Below are 17,434 nucleotides of genomic sequence, written 5' to 3'. Positions count from 1 at the left end.
CGTTCCGCCTGGAGACCTTCATGCCCACCGACTTCTTCACGCGCCACGCGGCCCTGCTCCAGCAGGCGGTCACCCGCGTCGGCGACCGCGGCCACTGGTCGCCGTACCCCGAGATCCCCAGCACCTCCGTGTACGGAGCCGAGGCGCCCCAGCAGGGCGAGGACGCCTTCCGCGGCCACCTCGGCCGGCCCTTCTCCCTCGACGGACACCCCGCCGCCGGCACCGTCCCCGCCACCGAGATCTCGCCCTACGGCTTCCCGCTCGGCGTCAGCTACCCCCACCTGGCGCCCGACACGGCCGTCACCACGGCCAAGGCCGCCGCCGTCGCCTGGCGCGCCGCGAGCCCCGACACCCGGGCCGGTGTCGCCGCCGAGATCCTCGCCCGGCTGAACGCGGCGAGCTTCGAGATCGCGCACGCCGTCCGGCACACCACCGGCCAGCCGTTCGTCATGGCCTTCCAGGCCGGCGGACCACACGCCCAGGACCGCGGCCTCGAAGCGGTGGCGTACGCCTGGCACGAGCAGAAGCGCCACCCGGCCACCTCCCGCTGGAGCAAGCCGCAGCGCGGCGGCACCCCGCTCGTCCTGGACAAGACCTTCACCCCGGTCGGGCGCGGGGTGGCGGTGCTGATCGCCTGCAACACCTTCCCCACCTGGAACGGCTATCCGGGACTCTTCGCGAGCCTCGTCACCGGCAACCCGGTGATCGTCAAGCCGCATCGGCGGGCGGTACTGCCCCTGGCCATCACCGTGCGCATCGCCCGTGAGGTCCTGGCCGAGGCCGGGTTCGACCCGAACGTGGTGCTGCTGGCCGCCCAGCGCCCCGGGGAGCGCACCGCGCCCGCCCTGGCCACGCATCGGGACGTACGCATCGTGGACTTCACCGGCTCCAGCGAGTTCGGCGACTGGCTGGAGGACAACGCCCGCCAGGCCGCCGTCCACACCGAGAAGTCCGGACTCAACACCGTCGTCGTGGACTCCACGGACGACTACAAGGGCCTGCTGAGCAACCTCGCCTTCTCGCTCTCCCTCTACAGCGGCCAGATGTGCACCACCCCGCAGAACATCCTGGTGCCCCGCGACGGCATCTCCACCGGCCAGGGCCCGCGCACCGCCGACGAGTTCGCCGCCGACCTCGGTGCCGCCCTCGACCGGCTGCTCGCCGGCCCCGCCCGGGCCGACATCCTCGGCGCCCTCGTGAACGAGGACGTGCTGGGGCGCCTGGAGGAGGCGGTCTCGCTCGGCCGTACCGCCCATCCCTCCAGGGAACTGGCGCACCCGGACCACCCGGACGCGATCCTCCGCTCCCCGCTGGTGGCCCGGCTCGACGCAGAGGCCGACCAGGAGGTCTTCACCCGTGAGTGGTTCGGGCCGGTCTCCTTCGTCATCGGCACCGACTCCACCGAGCACAGCCTGCGGCTCCTGCACGAATCGGTCACCGAGCACGGCGCGCTGACCGCCGCCGTCTACACGACCGACGACGGTGTCCTGGCGGCGGCCCGGGCGACCGCCCTGGACGCGGGCGTGCACCTGTCCGAGAACCTGACCGGCGGCGTCTTCGTCAACCAGTCCGCCGCCTTCAGCGACTTCCACGGCACCGCGGCCAACCCCGCCGCCAACGCCGCCCTCACCGACCCGGCGTTCGTCACCGGCCGCTTCTCGGTGGTCCAGTCCCGCCGGCACGCTCCCGCAGCGGAGCATGTCCATGCCTAGGAAGGACCTGGCTGGGTCCATCTGATCGACGGGCCCGCACGCCGGTGGGCCGGTTCAGACCGTGGCGTCGTCGTACTGGCCGAGGTAGCGGAAGCGGCCGCCCGACGCCTGGAAGAGATACAGCGCGTCCAGGATGTAGCGGGTGCTCGTACTGGTGTAGTGCAGCCGCTTGGTGATCCCCTGGTAGTCGGTCTCCCGCAGTTGCCCCACGATCGCGGCCCGTTGCGCCGCCCGGGAGACGCCCAGCGTCGTCATGGCGCGGGCGACGAAGAGCGTCGCGTCGTAGGCCTCGGCGGCGTACCAGGGCGGGGCGGCGTCGAAGCGTTCGCGGTAGGCGGAGACGAAGGACTTCGCGGCCGGCACATGGGTCGGATCGAGGAAGGCGGTGGCGAAGACCCAGCCCTCGGCGGCATCGCCCGCCGAGGTGAGGAATCGGGGGTCGAGGGCGCGCTGGGTGGCCAGCCGCGCACCGGAGTAGCCGGCGGACCGCAGCGCACGGGCCAGCTTCGCGGCACGCGCGTACCCTCCGCCGAACACCACCGCGTCCGCCTCCGCGTCGGTCACCGACTCGGCGAGCGCACGGAAGTCGTCGGCCGAGTCGTCCTCGGCGGCGAGGGTGCGCAGGGTCGTGGTGCGCTGCCCGGATCGCACGGCCTCACGGACCCCTTCGCAGATCTCCCAGCTGAAGTCGCCCTCGGCGGCGTCGTCGATCAGTACCGTCGTGCGTGCCCGGGCGGTGCGGACGAGGTACGCGACGACCGGCGCCGCCAAGGTGTCGTCGGACGGGCGGGTGGCCGCGTACATCCGGTACTTGAGGGGGGACACGTCGTCGAGTCCGACCGACACGGAGACCATCGGCAGCAGAGCCTGCCGGTACCGGTCGAGGACGGCCTTCGCACAGGCGTCGGTGGTCGGGCCGATGACCGCGCGGACCCGGTCGTCGGCCGCCAGCCGCCGCGCGACCCCTTTGGCCCGGGTCGGGCTGCCGGCGTCGTCGTGCACCTGGAGCGCCACGTCGAAGCCGCGGCCGGCGCGGGAGTTCAGGTGGTCGACGGCGAGCCGGACGCCGCTCTCCTGGGCGCGGCCCGCCGTCCTCTGGGTTCCCGTCAGATCGGCGTGCAGGGCCAGGACCAGCCGCGGCAGCCGGGTTCCGCTGCCCCGTGCCGAGGCACTGCCCGCGCGGTCCGCGGTCCACCAGGCCGCCGTTCCGCCCGCCGCCAGGACGCCGGCTGCCGAGCCCAGCACGAGGAAACGGCGTCGCGTGGAGCCGTGGCCGGGTACGGGAGCGTCGCCGGGCGGCACACCCGTCCCGGTCGCCCCGGACACCTCGGTCGCGTCGACGGCGGGCAGGGCGAGGACGGCGGCCGAACGGCGCGCGATCAGACGGGTGACGTTCCCCGGCAGCCATCCTTCCTCCTGAGCCTCGGTCCCGTCCAAGGCCCGCCGTACGTCGACCGCGGTGGGGCGGGACCCGGGGTCCTTCGCCAGGCAGTCCCGCAGCAGCGGCAGCAACGCCCCTGGAACGCCGTCCAGGCTCGGCTCGGCGCGGACCGTACGCACCAGCGCGTCCGCCGCGGAGCCCCGGCCGAAGGGGCGTTCGCCCGTCACGGCGTACGCCAGCAGACAGCCCAGCGAGAAGACGTCACTGGCCGGCCCGATCTCCCTGCCCCGTCCCTGGGCCTGCTCGGGGGAGAGGAACCCGGGGGAGCCCACCACGATCCCGCTGGCGGTGAGCGCGGTGTCCTCCGGCATGCGGGCGATACCGAAGTCGATCATTCGCGGTCCGTCGACCGCGAGCAGCACATTTCCGGGCTTGACGTCCCGGTGCACCAGGCCGGCCCCGTGCACGGCGTCCAGCGCCTCGGCGAGCCGGCCTCCCAGGAACCGGACCGAGCCGTGCGGCAGCGGCCCGCACTCCTCCACCGCCTCCGCCAGCGAGGGTCCCGGCACGAACGCCGTGGCGAGCCACGGCGACTCCGCGTCCGGGTCCGCGTCGAGCAGCGGCACCACCCAGGGGCTGGCGACCCGGCCCGCGGTCTCCACCTCACGACGGAAACGGGCACGGAAACCGGCGTCGCCCGCGTACGCGCCGCGGATGACCTTCACCGCGGCGAGCGAACCCCCGGTGGAGCGTGCCAGATACACCACGCCCATACCGCCCGCGCCCAGCCGGCGCAGCAGCCGGTAGCCCGCGATCCGGGCCGGGTCGGCGCCGCGCAACGGCTCCATCAGCGCCCCATCAGGTGGACACCTGGTACGGCGCCACGCCCTGGTAGCCGAAGCGGCCGCCGGTGACCTTCCACAGGTAGACCCCGCTGCCGTCGATGACCAGGGCCCCGGTCTTCTTGTCGAACGCGAAGTTCTTCGTGATCCCCTGGTACGTGGCCGAACGCAGCGCCGTCGTCAGGTTCGCGCGGGTGGCCCGCTTGCCGGGCAGCCCGCTCAGACTCTTCGCGGCCAGGCGGGCCACGTCGTAGGCCTCGACGGCGTACCGCTCCGGCTCGCCACCGAAACGCTTGCGGTACGCGGCCGCGAACGCCTTCGCCTCGGGAGCCACCGACGCGTCCATGACGGGGGCGACGATCACCCAGCCCTCGGCCGCGTCCCCGGCAGCGGACAGGAAGCGGGTGTCGAGCACGCCCTGGGCGGCGGTCCGGGCCCCCGTGAAGTCACGGTTCCTCAGCTCACGGGCCAACAGGGCGGCCCGGTCGTGGTAGCCGGCGAAGACCAGGGAGTCGGCGCCGCCGTCGAGAAGGGCTTCGAGGGTCGGCCCGAAGTCGGTCCGCAACGCGCTGACCACCTTCGGCACGGCCGGCTGTCTGTCGTCCCGCAGGATCTTGGCGAGGGTGCTGCTGATCTCCCAGGCGTAGGCGTCGGCCGCCCGGTCGTCGACGATCCCGATCGTGCGCGACTTCGCGGTGCCGCGCAGATACGCGTTGAGGTGGAACGGCAGGATCGTGTCCGTGACCCGGGCGTGCAGGAAGGACCGGCTGCCCATCACCCCGAGCACGGTGGCGCCGGGCGACACGGCGACGAGGGGCAGGGACGCGGCGTCGTACGTCGCCAGCGAGGCGAGGGCGGTCGCATCCGTGGTGGGGCCGATCACGGCCAGGACGGAAGGGTCGGCGACCAGTTGCTTGGCCACGGTGGGCGACTTGGCCGGGTCGCCGCCGTCGTCCACGGTCTTCACGGCGAGCGTGAAGGGCCTGTCCGCCCGGGAGTTGAACTCGTCGACAGCGAGCCGTAGTCCGCGCTCCTGAGCCCGGCCGGTCGCCTTCTGATCACCGCTCAGGTCGGCGTGCAGGCCGATGGTGTGCACCTGGCCGGTGGCCGTGGGGGCCGAACCGGAAGCGTCCTCTTTGCCCCCACCGTCATCGGCGAAGGCCGCCCAGGCGGCCAGGCCGCCTGCGGCCGTGACGGCCGTCGCGCCACCGGCCAGGAGGAGGAAACGGCGTCTGCCGACCGAGCGTTCCTGGGGCGGCGCGGCCGTGCCGTCCGCCGCGGACGCGGCTGCCGCGGGGTCGACCTCGGTGTCGTCGACGCCGGGCAGCGCGAGGCCGGCCGCCGACCGTTCGGCGATCAGCCGGGTCAACGGCTCGGGCAGCCAGGCGTCTTCGTCGCCGGGAACCTGGCCTTCGGGCACCCGCAGGGCCTCCCGTGGGTCAGGAGTCGAGGCGGGGGCGGCGGCGAGGGTCTCGGACAGCGCCTCGGCCGTCGGCCGCTGCCGCGGATCCTTGTCCAGGCAGCCGCCCACCACTTCGGCGAGCTCCTGCGGAACACCCTCAAGATCGGGCTCGTCGTGCACCGTGCGGAACAGCAGCGCGTCGAGTGTGCCGGTACCGAACGGAGGCCGGCCGGTGGCCGCGTACGCCAGCACGCAGCCCAACGAGAAGATGTCGCCGGCCGGTCCCAGCTCCCGCCCGCCCTGGGCTTGTTCCGGTGACAGGAAGCCGGGGGTGCCGACCACGACGCCGGTCGAGGTGAGCGCGGTGTCCTGCGGATCGCGGGCCACACCGAAGTCGATCAGCCGTGGTCCGTCGAGTGCGAGCAGTACGTTGCCGGGCTTGACGTCCCGGTGCACGAGACCGACGGAGTGCAGGTCCCCCAGTGCCTGAGCGAGCCGCGCTCCCAGCACCCGCAGGCTCCGCGCGGGCAGCGGCCCGTGCGCGGCGACGGCCTCACCGAGCGAAGGGCCCGGCACGAACGCGGTGGCCAGCCAGGGTTCGGCCGCTTCGGGGTCCGCGTCCACGAGGGACGCCACCCACGGGCTGGTCATCCGGCGGGCCGTGTCCGCCTCGCGCCGGAACCGCTCCCGGAAGTCGGTGTCCTCGGCGTACTCCGCCTGGATCACTTTCAGCGCGACGAGTGATCCGCCGGCCGAGCGGGCCAGGTACACCACACCCATACCGCCGGCGCCGAGCCGCCCGAGCAGCCGATAGCCCGCCAGTTTGGCCGGGTCGGAGGTACGGAGCGGTTCCATCACTTCCCCTTCAGCTGCCGCTCGATGCGCGTGAGCATCTGAGCGAGGGCGTCGCTGCCCAGTTGCTCGATTTCCTGCTGGGTGCGGCCCTTCGCGCCGGTCACGGAGACGGCCACGACGACCGTGCCGAGCCGGGCGACCATCCACCGGTACGGCTGGGTCCCACCGTCCTCCCCGACGTACTCGCCGGCTTCGAGTACGGAGTCGTCGGCGTACTCCTGCTCGCGGGAGCCGAAGGGGGTGCCCAGCGACATCAGACCCGTGATCCGCTCGTCGGCCCGGGGCTGCTGGTCCGGGCAGCGCAGAACTTCCTCGAGGGTGGTGCTCAGCTGTTCGTCGGCGCCGAGGACGGAGGCGTGCGCGGTGGCCGCGGCCGTCACCCTGACGGCGCCCTTGCCTCCACCGCCGGGCAGTTCGCTGTACCGGGACGCACTGGCCAGTACCCCGTGGGGGAGCTTCTCCCGCTGCCAGCTGCAGCTGTCGTCCAGCACGGCCCAGGTGCCCGGGGTGCTCCTGGCCGGGCTCTGGGCGACGAAGCCCCGCCCCCAGTCGCTCGGGGCGAGCACGACGGATTCGACCACGGCACGCCCGTCCTTGGAGGTCTTCGGGACGGCTGAGGCATCGGGTGGGAGGACGGGGGCGGTGGTCGAACCGCCCGAAGGGGTGGCCCCGGCTCCCGGCGAGGCACTGCGCGAGGGTGCCCCGGTCCGCCGGGAGCTCCCGTCGTCCGCTCCCCCGGCCGAACACCCCGCCAGCAGACTCCCCGCCACCAGGAGGGTCACCCAACCTCCCCGTACACCTCCGGTGTTGCCCTTCACTCAGCCCCTCGCAGCAGCTCGCGTTGTCCGACTCGTCGAACGTAGACGGCTGCGAGGGAAGCAGCCTCAGTAGAACCACGTAAGTGGTTACGTATTCCTCCACGCATTCCTCCGCGTCCCCGTGTCCGCCGTGCTGCGTGACGGATTACGTGGTTTCACGGATGCCGCCGAGCCCGGGCCACGGCAGATTGGCGGAGTGACCCCGGGCGGCCCGGCGTACGACCGTGCCCGCCCGGCGTCTCACATCACGAAGGGTGGGGTTCTGTGAAGCCGCCGACCGCCGACCGCCGACCGCGCGGAGCCGTCCGGCCCGCGTGCTTTCCGGAGGCGCCCCGTCATGAGCCGGCTCCCAGTCCGAAGCGGGTCATGAGACCCGCCAGGGCGGAGCGGGACGACACCGATGCCTTGCGGTAGATCGACGACAGATGGGTCTCGACCGTGCGCCGGCTGAGATGCAGCCGGGCGGCGATGTCCTGGTTCCGCAGCCCCTCCGCCACCAGCCCCGCCACTTCCAGCTCACGAGCCGTCAGTTCCGCCAGCTCCGCCGGAAGCGCCGGCGTCTGCGCCATCACCTGAGGACGGATCAGCTCGGCCAGGTCCACCAGCAGCTGCGCGCCGCCGCCGACGACGATCCGGTGAGCGCGGTGCCACATCGCGGCGGCGCGCGGGCCCTGCCCGGCACGCTGCACCAGGGGCGCCGCCCGCAGCAGGGAGTACGCCTCCCACAGGCTCTGGCCGCAGCGGGCGTATTCCTGCGTGGCAGCGTCGAGGAGCCGTACGGCCTTGCCGGTGTCGCCGTGGTGCTCGGCCAGCGAGGCTTCCGCCCGCAGGGCGGCTGCCCGCTGACCGCCGATGCCGAGCCGGTCGGCCTCGCGCGCCGCCTGTGCGGCCCAGCGTCCGGCCCGGCCGAGGTCGCCCGCGGCGAGGGCCGCGGCCGTGAGGGTGTCCAGCTGGCCCGGACGGATCGACGGCTGCAGCAGGGGCAGTTCCGGGCCCCCGCCGGCCGTCATGATGGCCTCCTGGGCGCGGTGCGGGTCGCCGCTCACGAACGTCGCGTGCCCGAGCATGCACCAGGCCAGGGCGGGCCACCAGCCCTTGCTCCCGCCGGCTGCCGCGACGGCCTCCTCACCGGTGGCCAGGGCGCTGCCGTCCCCCAGGGGCCGGGCCAGCAGCAGGACCAGTGTCTTGATGGCGAGGGCGAAGGCCAGGAGGTCGCTGCTGCCCGCGGCCCGCGCGATGGACTCCGCTTCCTCGGCGGCCTCCAGCGCGGTCGGCAGACGGCAGGTGGTGAGGTGGACGAAGGCCCTGCTCGTCAGCAGGTGCGGCAGGACATGGAGCCGGCCGCCGCGGCGGGCGATGTCCAGCCCGCGGGTTATGTGCCGTTCGGCGTCGGCATAGCGCTCCAGCAGTGTTTCCGCCCAGGCCAGCCAGACCAGCGACTCGCACAGTTCCGCGAGGTCGGGATCCGTCAGCGCGTCGGCGAGTGAACAGGCGGCGTCGGCGAACCGGGCGGCCGCCTCCGTCTCGCCCTCGTACGCCTCTCCCAGGGCCGCGAGGGCCAGCGCCGCCGCCTCGCTCGCGGGGGCGTCGTCGGAGCGCGCGACGGCGACGGCTTCCGCGACGTCCGCGCGTACCTCGTGATAGGACGCGGTCAGCAGGGCCGACATGCCGAGGGCGAGCCGCAGGGAGACCGCCTGCGCGGGGGACGGGCCCGGATGGCGGGACAGCTCCCGGCGCAGCAAGGCGGTGGCCTCGGGGGAGTGGCCGAGGTGCCGTTCCATCACGGCGCACTGGGCGACGGCCTCCGTACGCAGTTCGGGATGGTCCTTGCCCGACGCCTCGATCAGGGTGTGCAGCAGGGTCCGGCTCTCCCGGTGATTTCCGCTGACGCCGAGCGCGCGGGCGCGCGCCAGGACGAGTTCGCCGCGCAGCCGAACGTGGTCGGGAGTGTCCGGCAGGTGTCCGAGGACGACGCCCAGCAGGTGGGCGGCGGTGGCCGGAGCGGTCGACGCGAAGCGCGCGGCGGCCTCGCGGAGCACGGCCGCGGCCTCGGGGTCCCAGCCGGTCAGCGACCGTTCGACATGGTGGGCCCGCTCGGTGGCGGGAGCCCCGGTGCGGGCCAGTTCGCGCGCGGCGCGGCGATGGACCGCGGCACGCCGCCCCGGGGCGGTGTTCTCGTAGACCAGGGCCCGCACCAGCGGATGGCGGAGCACCCACCGGCCGCCCGGCACGGCCCGCAGCACGTCCCGCACCACCATGGCGCCGGTGTGGTCCTCCACGTCCTGGACCGAGAGCCCGGTCGCCACGGCCAGCATGACGGTCGTGGCATGGTCGCCGAGCGCCGCCACCGCTTCGACGACCCGGCGCTGCGGCTCGGTGAGGGTGGTCAGCTCGTCGAGCAGCAGCGCCGCGAGCCCGCTGGGCACGCCGGCCGCGTCCGTGGCGCCGGCATGGGTGGTGACGCCGGGCGGCGGTGCGCCGTTGCGGTACGCGTGCAACAGGGACAGCAGATACAGGGGGTTGCCCTCGCTGGCGGCGTACAACTGCCTGGCCCGGTCCTCCGGAACGTCCGCAGCCAGCGCCCGGACGGACTCCTGCTCGGGGAGCGGCTGCAGAGTGAAGTGGAGGACTGCTCCCTCGTCGGCACCGCGCGTCAGCGCCGCGGTCAGGGAGGTCGGTGTCTGCCGGGCCCGGCGTGCGACGACCAGCAGGACGCGGCCGCGCACAGGGTGCCGGATCAGGTGGTCCAGCAGTTCCCGTGACGCGGGATCCGCCCAGTGCAGGTCGTCGAGGGCCAGCACCAGCCCGCGCTCGCCCAGGCGCGCGAGGAACGCGGCGATCGCACGGTGCAGCCCGAACCGGGCAGCGGCGCCTGCGGCGGATCCGTCGCCCGGCGCATGCCGGATGTCGTGCAGCACCGAGCCCGCATCGGTGAGGACGGGCTCAGCGGCCGGTGTGCCGGGACCGGCGTCGGCGAACGCGTCGGTGAACGCCTGGAAGGGGACGTGCTGTTCGTACTCCGTCGCCCGGCCGCGCAGGACGGTGAAGCCGGCCCGGCGAGCCCGGGCGCACGCTTCGCCGAGCAACCGGCTCTTCCCGATACCGGGTTCACCGGCGATGTCGACGACCGCCGGCACCCCGGGCCCGCCCAGGTCGGCGAGCACGGCGTCCAGCCGTGCGAGTTCCGATGTTCTGCCCACCAGTTGTGCCACGCTCGCGTCCCCCCACCGGCGACCTGCCCGCCCGCGTCGATCTCCGTCCGGCAGCCAACCCTAAGGTCAGGCACTGACAACGCCGGACGGCCGTCATGGTGTTCTGCGTCGCACGGTCACGACGGCCCTGCGCGGGCCGTCGAGCCGGAGCTCTCCGAGCTGCCCGCGGTTCAGTCTGTCGCCTGCGTGCGGGACGCCTCGTCCGCCGTGGACCTCGGCCCCGCAGGAAGCTTCCGCAGTGGCACACATCACCATTTCAACCGCCTTGTCTCCCGACCGAACATTCGGTTAGCGTGCGGCACGGCCAAGTAATCAAGCCGCATCGCTGCCTGTCAAGAGGTGGAACGCATGCCCCAGACCGTCCCCGAGCGACCCGACGTCCTCACCCGCCACCGCACCCTGCCGGAGCAGGCGGTCGCGGTCACCGCGCGCCGGGACCACTGGACGTCGTGTCCGAAGCCGCCGCGGTCGCGCCGGCCCGTTCCCACTGAGGAGTACGCCCATGCCTGACGAGGTCTTCCTGATCGACGGGGCGCGCACCCCGCAGGGCCGCTACGGCGGCGCACTGGCCGCCGTACGCCCGGACGACCTGGCCGCCCTGGTCGTCGGCGAGGCCGTCCGGCGGGCGGCCGTACCCGGCGATGCCGTGGACGAGGTCGTCCTCGGAGCGGCCAACCAGGCGGGCGAGGACAACCGGGACGTGGCCCGCATGGCCGTGCTGCTCGCCGGGCTCCCGGACACCGTGCCCGGCTACACCGTCAACCGGCTCTGCGCCTCCGGCCTGACCGCTGTCGCGAGTGCCGCCCAGGCGATCAGGTCCGGCGAGGCCGACCTGGTCGTCGCCGGAGGCGTGGAGTCGATGACCCGTGCGCCCTGGGTCATGGAGAAGCCGGGCACCCCCTGGGCCAAGCCGGGCGAGGTGCACGACACGTCACTGGGCTGGCGTTTCACCAACCCGCGCTTCACCGCCGCCGACCGGGCAGTGGCCGCCGGCGCCGGTCCCGAGACGCCGAAGATCACCCTGTCGATGGGGGAGACCGCCGAGGAGGTCGCCGCGCTGGACGGCATCACCCGCGGCGAGTCCGACGCCTTCGCGCTGCGCAGCCACCAGCGGGCCGTGGCCGCGCAGGAGGCCGGCCGCTTCGGCCGTGAGATCGTGGCCGTGCCCGTCAGGGACGGCGAGGTGACCCGCGACGAGGGGCCGCGGCCGGCCACGACACTCGAGAAGCTAGGCGGCCTGCGGACCATCTTCCGCAAGGACGGCATCGTCACCGCCGGTTCCTCCTCACCGCTGTCGGACGGTGCCGCCGCGCTGGTGGTGGCGAGCGCCGCGGCCGTCGAGCGGTACGGGCTCACCCCGCGCGCCCGGATCGTCACCTCCGCCTCGGCCGGGGTGCGGCCCGACCTGATGGGCCTGGGACCCGTCCCGTCCACCCGGAAGGCTCTCGCCCGCGCGGGCTGGGGCACCGGCGACCTGGACGCGGTCGAGCTGAACGAGGCGTTCGCCGCCCAGGCCCTGGCCGTGATCCGGCGGCTGAAGCTGGACGAGGAGAAGGTCAACGCGGACGGCGGGGCCATCGCGCTCGGCCACCCGCTCGGCTGCTCCGGCGCCCGCATCCTCCTCACACTGCTCGGCCGGCTGGAGCGCGAGGGCGGACGGCGCGGTCTGGCCACGCTGTGCGTGGGCGTCGGGCAGGGCGTCGCGATGCTGGTGGAGCGGGTGTGAGCGGCGCGGTCACCTCGCACTCGCCGTACGAGACGCTGCTCGTCGAGGAGCGCGAGGACCGGGTCGTCGTCACCCTGCACCGCCCCGAGGCGCGCAACGCCATCAGCGGTCTCATGATCAGCGAACTGCACGCAGTATGCGAGCGGTTGGAGCACCGGCCGAAGCTGATGCTGCTCACGGGCCATGGCGGAGTCTTCGCGGGCGGCGCCGACATCGCCGAACTGCTGCGCCGCGGCCGGGACGAGGCCCTGCAGGGCATCAACAGCCGCCTGTTCGAGCGGGTGCGCAGGCTGCCCATGCCGACCGTGGCCGCCGTCGACGGCTGGGCGCTGGGAGGCGGCGCGGAGCTGTCGTACGCCTGCGACCTGCGCATCGCCGGACCGGACGCCGTGTTCGGCAACCCGGAGCCGGGGCTCGGCATCCTGGCCGCCGCCGGCGCCTGCTGGCGGCTGCCCGAACTGGTCGGCGAGTCGGTCGCCAAGCAGGTGCTGCTCGCCGGACGGAACCTCGACGCGGCCGCCGCACTGGCATGCGGGCTGGTCATGAACGTCGTACCCGCGGACCGACTGCTGGACGAGGCGCACGCGCTGCTCGACCGGATGGCCCGGTCGTCGGCCACGGCGCTGCGGCTCACCAAACTCGTCGTCGACTCGCCGGGGGCCCATCCCATGGCCGACGACCTGGCGCAGGCGGTGCTGTTCGAGGGACAGGACAAGCGGGACCGCATGACGCGGTTCCTGGAGAAGAGGAGCAGGACATGAGCACCCCCTCCGCCCCGGCCGTGGTCGGTGTGATCGGCGGCGGCCGGATGGGCGCCGGCATCGCGCAGTCCTTCGCGGCAGCGGGCTCGTCCGTGACCGTCGTCGAGAGCGGCGCGCAGGCCGCGGCCGCCGCGCTGGACCGCGTCGCCACCGGCCTGCAGCGGGCCGCCGAGCGGGGCGGGCTCGCCGAGCCCGCCGACCGGGTCCTCGGACGCGTGAGTGCGGTGGAGTCGGTGGACGACCTGCCCGCGGTGGCCGACCTGGTCGTCGAGGCCGTCCCCGAGGACGCCGCGCTGAAGGCCCGGGTGCTGGCGGCGGCGGAACGGGCGGTGGGCGGCACGACCGTACTGGCCAGCAACACCAGCTCGCTGTCCGTCACCGATCTCGCCTCCGCCCTCACCCGCCCAGACCGCTTCCTCGGCATGCACTTCTTCAACCCGGTGCCCGCCTCCGAACTCGTCGAGATCGTCGTCGCGCCGGACACGGTGGACGCGACCGTCGAGGCGTCGCTGAACTGGACACGCGCCCTCGGCAAGAAGGACGTCGTCGTCAAGGACTCGCCCGGCTTCGCCAGCAGCCGCCTCGGTGTGGCGCTGGGTCTGGAGGCCATCCGCATGGTCGAGGAAGGCGTCGCCGAGCCGGAGGCCATCGACGACGCCATGAGCCTCGGCTACAAGCACCCCATGGGTCCGCTGCGCCTGACCGACCTGGTCGGTCTCGACGTACGCCTGGCCATCGCCGAGTACCTGCACGCCACGCTGGGTGAGCGCTTCGCGCCACCGGACCTGCTGCGCGACAAGGTCGCCCGGGGCGAGCTGGGCCGCAAGAGCGGACTCGGGTTCTACCGGTGGCGGTGATCACCGCAGTTCCCGGCCCGCAGTGCGGCCGGGCCTTGCCCGGTCAGGGGAAACACGTCACACTAGTACCGAACGAATGGTCGGTAGGGAAGCTGGTATCGATGACCACGACACACTCCGCCGAGGCGCCTCCTGAGGGCCTCCAGGAGCACTTCGACGCGACGATCGCGCGCGACCAGCGCATCGAGCCGCGCGACTGGATGCCGGACGGCTACCGCAAGACGCTGATCCGGCAGATAGCGCAGCACGCGCACTCGGAGATCATCGGCATGCAGCCCGAGGGCGAGTGGATCACCAGGGCCCCGTCGCTGCGCCGCAAGGCGATCCTCTTCGCGAAGGTCCAGGACGAGGCCGGACACGGGCTGTATCTGTACTCCGCGGCCGAGACGCTGGGCGCCGACCGTGCGGACCTCACGGCGCGTCTGATCGAGGGCCGCCAGAAGTACTCCTCGATCTTCAACTACGCGACGCTGAGCTTCGCCGACGTCGGGGTGATCGGCTGGTTCGTCGACGGTGCGGCGATCTGCAACCAGGTACCGCTGTGCCGGAGTTCGTACGGACCGTACGCCCGCGCGATGGTGCGGATCTGCAAGGAGGAATCGTTCCACCAGCGGCAGGGCTACGAGCTGCTGATGACGATGATGCGCGGCACCGAAGCCCAGCGGGAGATGGTGCAGGACGCGGTGGACCGCTGGTGGTGGCCGTCCCTGATGATGTTCGGCCCGCCCGACGACGCCTCGCCCAACTCGGCGCAGTCGATGGCCTGGAAGATCAAGCGGCACTCCAACGACGAGCTGCGCCGCCGGTTCGTCGACATGACCGTTCCGCAGGCCGAGAAGCTCGGCGTCACCCTGCCCGACCCCGAGCTGCGCTGGAACGAGGAGACCGGTCACCACGACTTCGGCACCCCCGACTGGGAGGAGCTGATGCGGGTCATCAAGGGAGACGGCCCCTGCAACGCCCAGCGGACGGAGCGGCGCCGCTCCGCCCACGACGACGGCGCCTGGGTGCGGGAGGCGGCCACCGCCCACGCGGCCAAGCTGAGCGAGCGAGCCCGGAAGGGGGCGGCGGCATGACCTCCGACAAGCAGGAATGGCCGTTGTACGAGGTGTTCGTGCGCGGCAAGCGCGGACTGAACCACGTCCACGTGGGCTCGCTGCACGCCGCCGACGACCGGATGGCCCTCACCCACGCCCGCGACCTGTACACGCGGCGCAACGAGGGCGTGAGCATCTGGGTGGTGCGCTCGGAGCACATCACCGCCTCCACGCGCGACGAGAAGGACCCGTTCTTCGCGCCCAGCGCCGACAAGGTCTACCGGCACCCGACCTTCTACGACATCCCCGACGACGTCCCCCACATCTAGGAGCAGGGCATGAGTGACGACCACGTCTACATGACCCTCGCCGAGGGACACGAGGACGACGCCCGCTGGGCGTACGGCACAGGCTTCGAGGACCCCCTGCACGGCGTGGACACCTCCGTGCCCGACGGCCTCGACGCCGGCCGGCTGGCCGCGGACTGCGTGGCCCTCGCCGACGACGCACTCGTCTCGGCCCAGCGGCTGGCCGAATGGATCACCCGCGCGCCCGAGCTGGAGGAGGAGGTGGCCCTGGCCAACATCGGCCTCGACCTCCTCGGCCAGGCCCGCCTGCTGTACGCGCGCGCCGGACAGGTCGACGGCACCGGGCGCGACGAGGACGCGTACGCCTACTTCCGGGACGCCGGCGACTTCCGCAACATCCGCCTGGCCGAACTCCCCAACGGCGACTTCGCGTTCTCCATCGTGCGGCTGCTGGTGCTCTCCAGCTGGCGGCTCGCGCACTTCGAGCGGCTCACCGACCACCCCGACCCGGTCCTGTCGGCCATCGCCGGGAAGGGCGTCAAGGAGCTGACGTACCACCGGCAGTACGCGGCCGAGTGGGCGGTCCGCCTGGGTGACGGTACGGAGGAGTCGCGGCGACGGACGCGCAGCGCCCTGGAGCAGGTCGCCCCGTATCTCGGCGAGCTGTTCACCGCCTGCGACGTACAGGACGAGGTCGCCGCCGTCCTGCGTCAGGTCACCGAGGCGGCCGGGCTGCCCATGCCCGTGTACCCGCCGCCGGCCGGGACCGGCCGCGAGGGCGAGCACACCGAGCATCTCGCGCCGCTGCTGGACGAGCTGCAGAGCGTCGCCCGCGCCCACCCGGAGGCCGCGTGGTGAACATGCCGACCACCCTGACCGACGCCCGGCGCGCCCGGCACATCGCGGAGCACGTGCCGGACCCCGAGCTGCCCATGCTCACCCTCGCCGACCTCGGCGTCCTGCGGGACGTCGAGGTGACGGGGGACGGGACCGTGGTGGCGAGCCTGACGCCGACCTACTCGGGCTGCCCGGCCATGGCCGAGATGCGAGCGGACGTGGCGGCACGGCTGCGCGACGCGGGGTACGCGCGCGTGGAGATCCGTACGGTCCTCGACCCGCCGTGGACGAGCGACTGGATCACCGACTCCGGCCGCCGCAAGCTCGCCGAGCACGGCATCGCCCCGCCCGGCGCCGCACCCCGTGGCCCGGTCTCCCTCACGCTGTCGCCCACGCGGCGCACCGTGCCCTGCCCCCTGTGCGGTTCGGCGGACACCGAGGAGACCTCCCGCTTCGCCGCGACGTCCTGCAAGGCGCTCTGGCGCTGCAGGGCCTGCCGCGAGCCGTTCGAGTACGTCAAGGAGATCTGATGGCCCCGACCGCCCCCGCCTCGGCGGTACCTCCGCGCACCCGCCGCCGTCCGGCCTTCCACCCCCTGCGCGTCGCCGCCGTCCGGCCGCTGTGCGCGGACGCGGCGGCCGTCAGCTTCGACATCCCGGACGAGCTGGCCGAGGAGTTCGCTTTCGCACCCGGCCAGTCGCTCACCCTGCGGCGCGAGATCGACGGCCGGGACGAGCGCCGCTCCTATTCGATCTGCTCCCCGGCAGGCGAGGTGCCGCGCATCGGTGTCCGCGTGGTGCCGGGCGGAATCTTCTCGTCCTGGCTGGTCAACGACGTGCGCCCCGGTGACACGGTCGAGGTGATGGCCCCCACCGGAGCCTTCACCCCCGAACTCACCACGCCCGGCCACCACGTGCTGATCGCGGCGGGCTCGGGCATCACGCCCATGGTGTCCATCGCCGAGTCGGTCCTGGCCGCCGACGACCGCTCGACCGTCACCCTGTTCTACGGCAACCGCCGTACCGACACGGTGATGTTCGCCGACGAACTGGCAGACCTGAAGGACCTCCACCCGACCCGCTTCCACCTCGCTCACGTGCTCTCCCGCGAACCCCGCGAGGCCGAGGTGCTCTCCGGCCGCCTGGACGCCGAGCGGCTCACGGCGCTCATCGACTCGCTGGTGGATGTGACGAGCGCGGACCACTGGTGGCTGTGCGGCCCGCACGGCATGGTCCGCGACGCCCAGCAGGTCCTGGCCGGGCTCGGAGTGCCCGCGGACCGCGTCCATCAGGAACTGTTCTACGCCGACGACGAGCCCGTGCGGGAAGTGCACCACGAGGAAGCCGCCGCCGAGGGACCCGTCAGCCGGGTCACCATCACCCTCGACGGCCGCTCGACGACCTCCGCCCTTCCCAGGGGGCGGACCGTCCTCGACGGCGCCCAGACGACGCGCCCCGACCTGCCGTTCGCCTGCAAGGGCGGCGTCTGCGGCACCTGCCGCGCCCTGGTCACCGACGGCAAGGTCGACATGCGCCGCAACTTCGCCCTCGAACCCGCCGAGGTCGAAGCCGGCTACGTCCTGACCTGCCAGTCCTACCCGGTCTCCGAGACGCTGGCCGTCGACTACGACAGCTGAGGCAGCGGGAAGGCGTTCGCGGCGGGCGCGGACAGGGACAGGCGCGGACG

Annotated in this window: 14 protein-coding genes; 10 read left to right on the top strand and 4 right to left on the bottom strand. The window is 73.3% G+C overall.

Going from position 1 to position 17,434, the window contains the following annotated elements; all coding sequences use genetic code 11:
* The first annotated feature begins 20 nt into the window (after positions 1-20).
* Positions 21-1,712, top strand: coding sequence for a phenylacetic acid degradation protein PaaN (paaN, locus tag ACZ562_RS00780; RefSeq protein ID WP_471172540.1), 1,692 nt, complete (start codon positions 21-23; stop codon positions 1,710-1,712).
* 54 nt (positions 1,713-1,766) lie between these two features.
* On the opposite strand, the gene ACZ562_RS00775 is transcribed toward paaN, so the two are convergent.
* The 4 genes from ACZ562_RS00775 to ACZ562_RS00760 form a co-directional block, all read right to left on the bottom strand.
* The gene (locus ACZ562_RS00775; RefSeq protein ID WP_471172537.1) at positions 1,767-3,941 is read right to left on the bottom strand and encodes a bifunctional serine/threonine-protein kinase/ABC transporter substrate-binding protein; all 2,175 of its coding nucleotides are present in this window, start codon (positions 3,939-3,941) and stop codon (positions 1,767-1,769) included.
* A gap of 10 nt (positions 3,942-3,951) precedes the next feature.
* Complete coding sequence (locus ACZ562_RS00770; RefSeq protein WP_471172534.1) at positions 3,952-6,192, bottom strand: bifunctional serine/threonine-protein kinase/ABC transporter substrate-binding protein; 2,241 nt, start codon at positions 6,190-6,192, stop codon at positions 3,952-3,954.
* On the bottom strand, positions 6,192-6,974 hold the full coding sequence (locus ACZ562_RS00765) for a hypothetical protein (RefSeq protein ID WP_471172528.1): 783 nt from the start codon (positions 6,972-6,974) through the stop codon (positions 6,192-6,194). The genes ACZ562_RS00770 and ACZ562_RS00765 overlap by 1 nt, the downstream gene beginning before the upstream one ends.
* Before the next feature lie 371 nt (positions 6,975-7,345).
* Complete coding sequence (locus ACZ562_RS00760) at positions 7,346-10,222, bottom strand: helix-turn-helix transcriptional regulator (protein ID WP_471172526.1); 2,877 nt, start codon at positions 10,220-10,222, stop codon at positions 7,346-7,348.
* 348 nt (positions 10,223-10,570) lie between these two features.
* Between ACZ562_RS00760 and ACZ562_RS00755 the strand changes: the two genes are divergently transcribed.
* The 9 genes from ACZ562_RS00755 (at position 10,571) to paaE (ending at position 17,384) form a co-directional block, all read left to right on the top strand.
* Positions 10,571-10,732 carry a hypothetical protein gene (locus ACZ562_RS00755; protein WP_471172524.1) on the top strand — a complete coding sequence of 54 codons (162 nt, stop codon included), beginning with the start codon at positions 10,571-10,573 and terminating at the stop codon, positions 10,730-10,732.
* On the top strand, positions 10,725-11,948 hold the full coding sequence (locus ACZ562_RS00750; protein ID WP_471172521.1) for a thiolase family protein: 1,224 nt from the start codon (positions 10,725-10,727) through the stop codon (positions 11,946-11,948). The genes ACZ562_RS00755 and ACZ562_RS00750 overlap by 8 nt, the downstream gene beginning before the upstream one ends.
* Positions 11,945-12,709, top strand: coding sequence for an enoyl-CoA hydratase/isomerase family protein (locus ACZ562_RS00745; protein ID WP_471172517.1), 765 nt, complete (start codon positions 11,945-11,947; stop codon positions 12,707-12,709). Before ACZ562_RS00750 ends, ACZ562_RS00745 begins: the two co-directional genes overlap by 4 nt.
* Positions 12,706-13,566 (top strand): 3-hydroxyacyl-CoA dehydrogenase family protein, encoded by an 861-nt coding sequence (locus tag ACZ562_RS00740; RefSeq protein ID WP_471172514.1) that lies wholly within the window; start codon positions 12,706-12,708, stop codon positions 13,564-13,566. Before ACZ562_RS00745 ends, ACZ562_RS00740 begins: the two co-directional genes overlap by 4 nt.
* Positions 13,567-13,667: 101 nt before the next feature.
* Positions 13,668-14,642, top strand: coding sequence for a 1,2-phenylacetyl-CoA epoxidase subunit PaaA (gene paaA / locus ACZ562_RS00735; RefSeq protein ID WP_471172512.1), 975 nt, complete (start codon positions 13,668-13,670; stop codon positions 14,640-14,642).
* On the top strand, positions 14,639-14,932 hold the full coding sequence (gene paaB, locus ACZ562_RS00730; protein WP_471172509.1) for a 1,2-phenylacetyl-CoA epoxidase subunit PaaB: 294 nt from the start codon (positions 14,639-14,641) through the stop codon (positions 14,930-14,932). Before paaA ends, paaB begins: the two co-directional genes overlap by 4 nt.
* A 9-nt stretch (positions 14,933-14,941) precedes the next feature.
* Positions 14,942-15,769, top strand: coding sequence for a 1,2-phenylacetyl-CoA epoxidase subunit PaaC (gene paaC, locus ACZ562_RS00725; RefSeq protein ID WP_471172507.1), 828 nt, complete (start codon positions 14,942-14,944; stop codon positions 15,767-15,769).
* A 2-nt stretch (positions 15,770-15,771) separates the two neighbouring features.
* Positions 15,772-16,278, top strand: a complete 507-nt coding sequence (gene paaD, locus ACZ562_RS00720) for a 1,2-phenylacetyl-CoA epoxidase subunit PaaD (RefSeq protein WP_471172504.1) — start codon at positions 15,772-15,774, stop codon at positions 16,276-16,278.
* The gene (gene paaE / locus ACZ562_RS00715; protein WP_471172501.1) at positions 16,278-17,384 is read left to right on the top strand and encodes a 1,2-phenylacetyl-CoA epoxidase subunit PaaE; all 1,107 of its coding nucleotides are present in this window, start codon (positions 16,278-16,280) and stop codon (positions 17,382-17,384) included. Before paaD ends, paaE begins: the two co-directional genes overlap by 1 nt.
* The last annotated feature ends 50 nt before the right edge of the window (positions 17,385-17,434 follow it).

The organism is Streptomyces sp. NPDC040410, from assembly GCF_055595715.1.
Note: the sequence above shows the minus strand (reverse complement) of the source record. Positions and strands in the feature narration are given on the sequence as shown.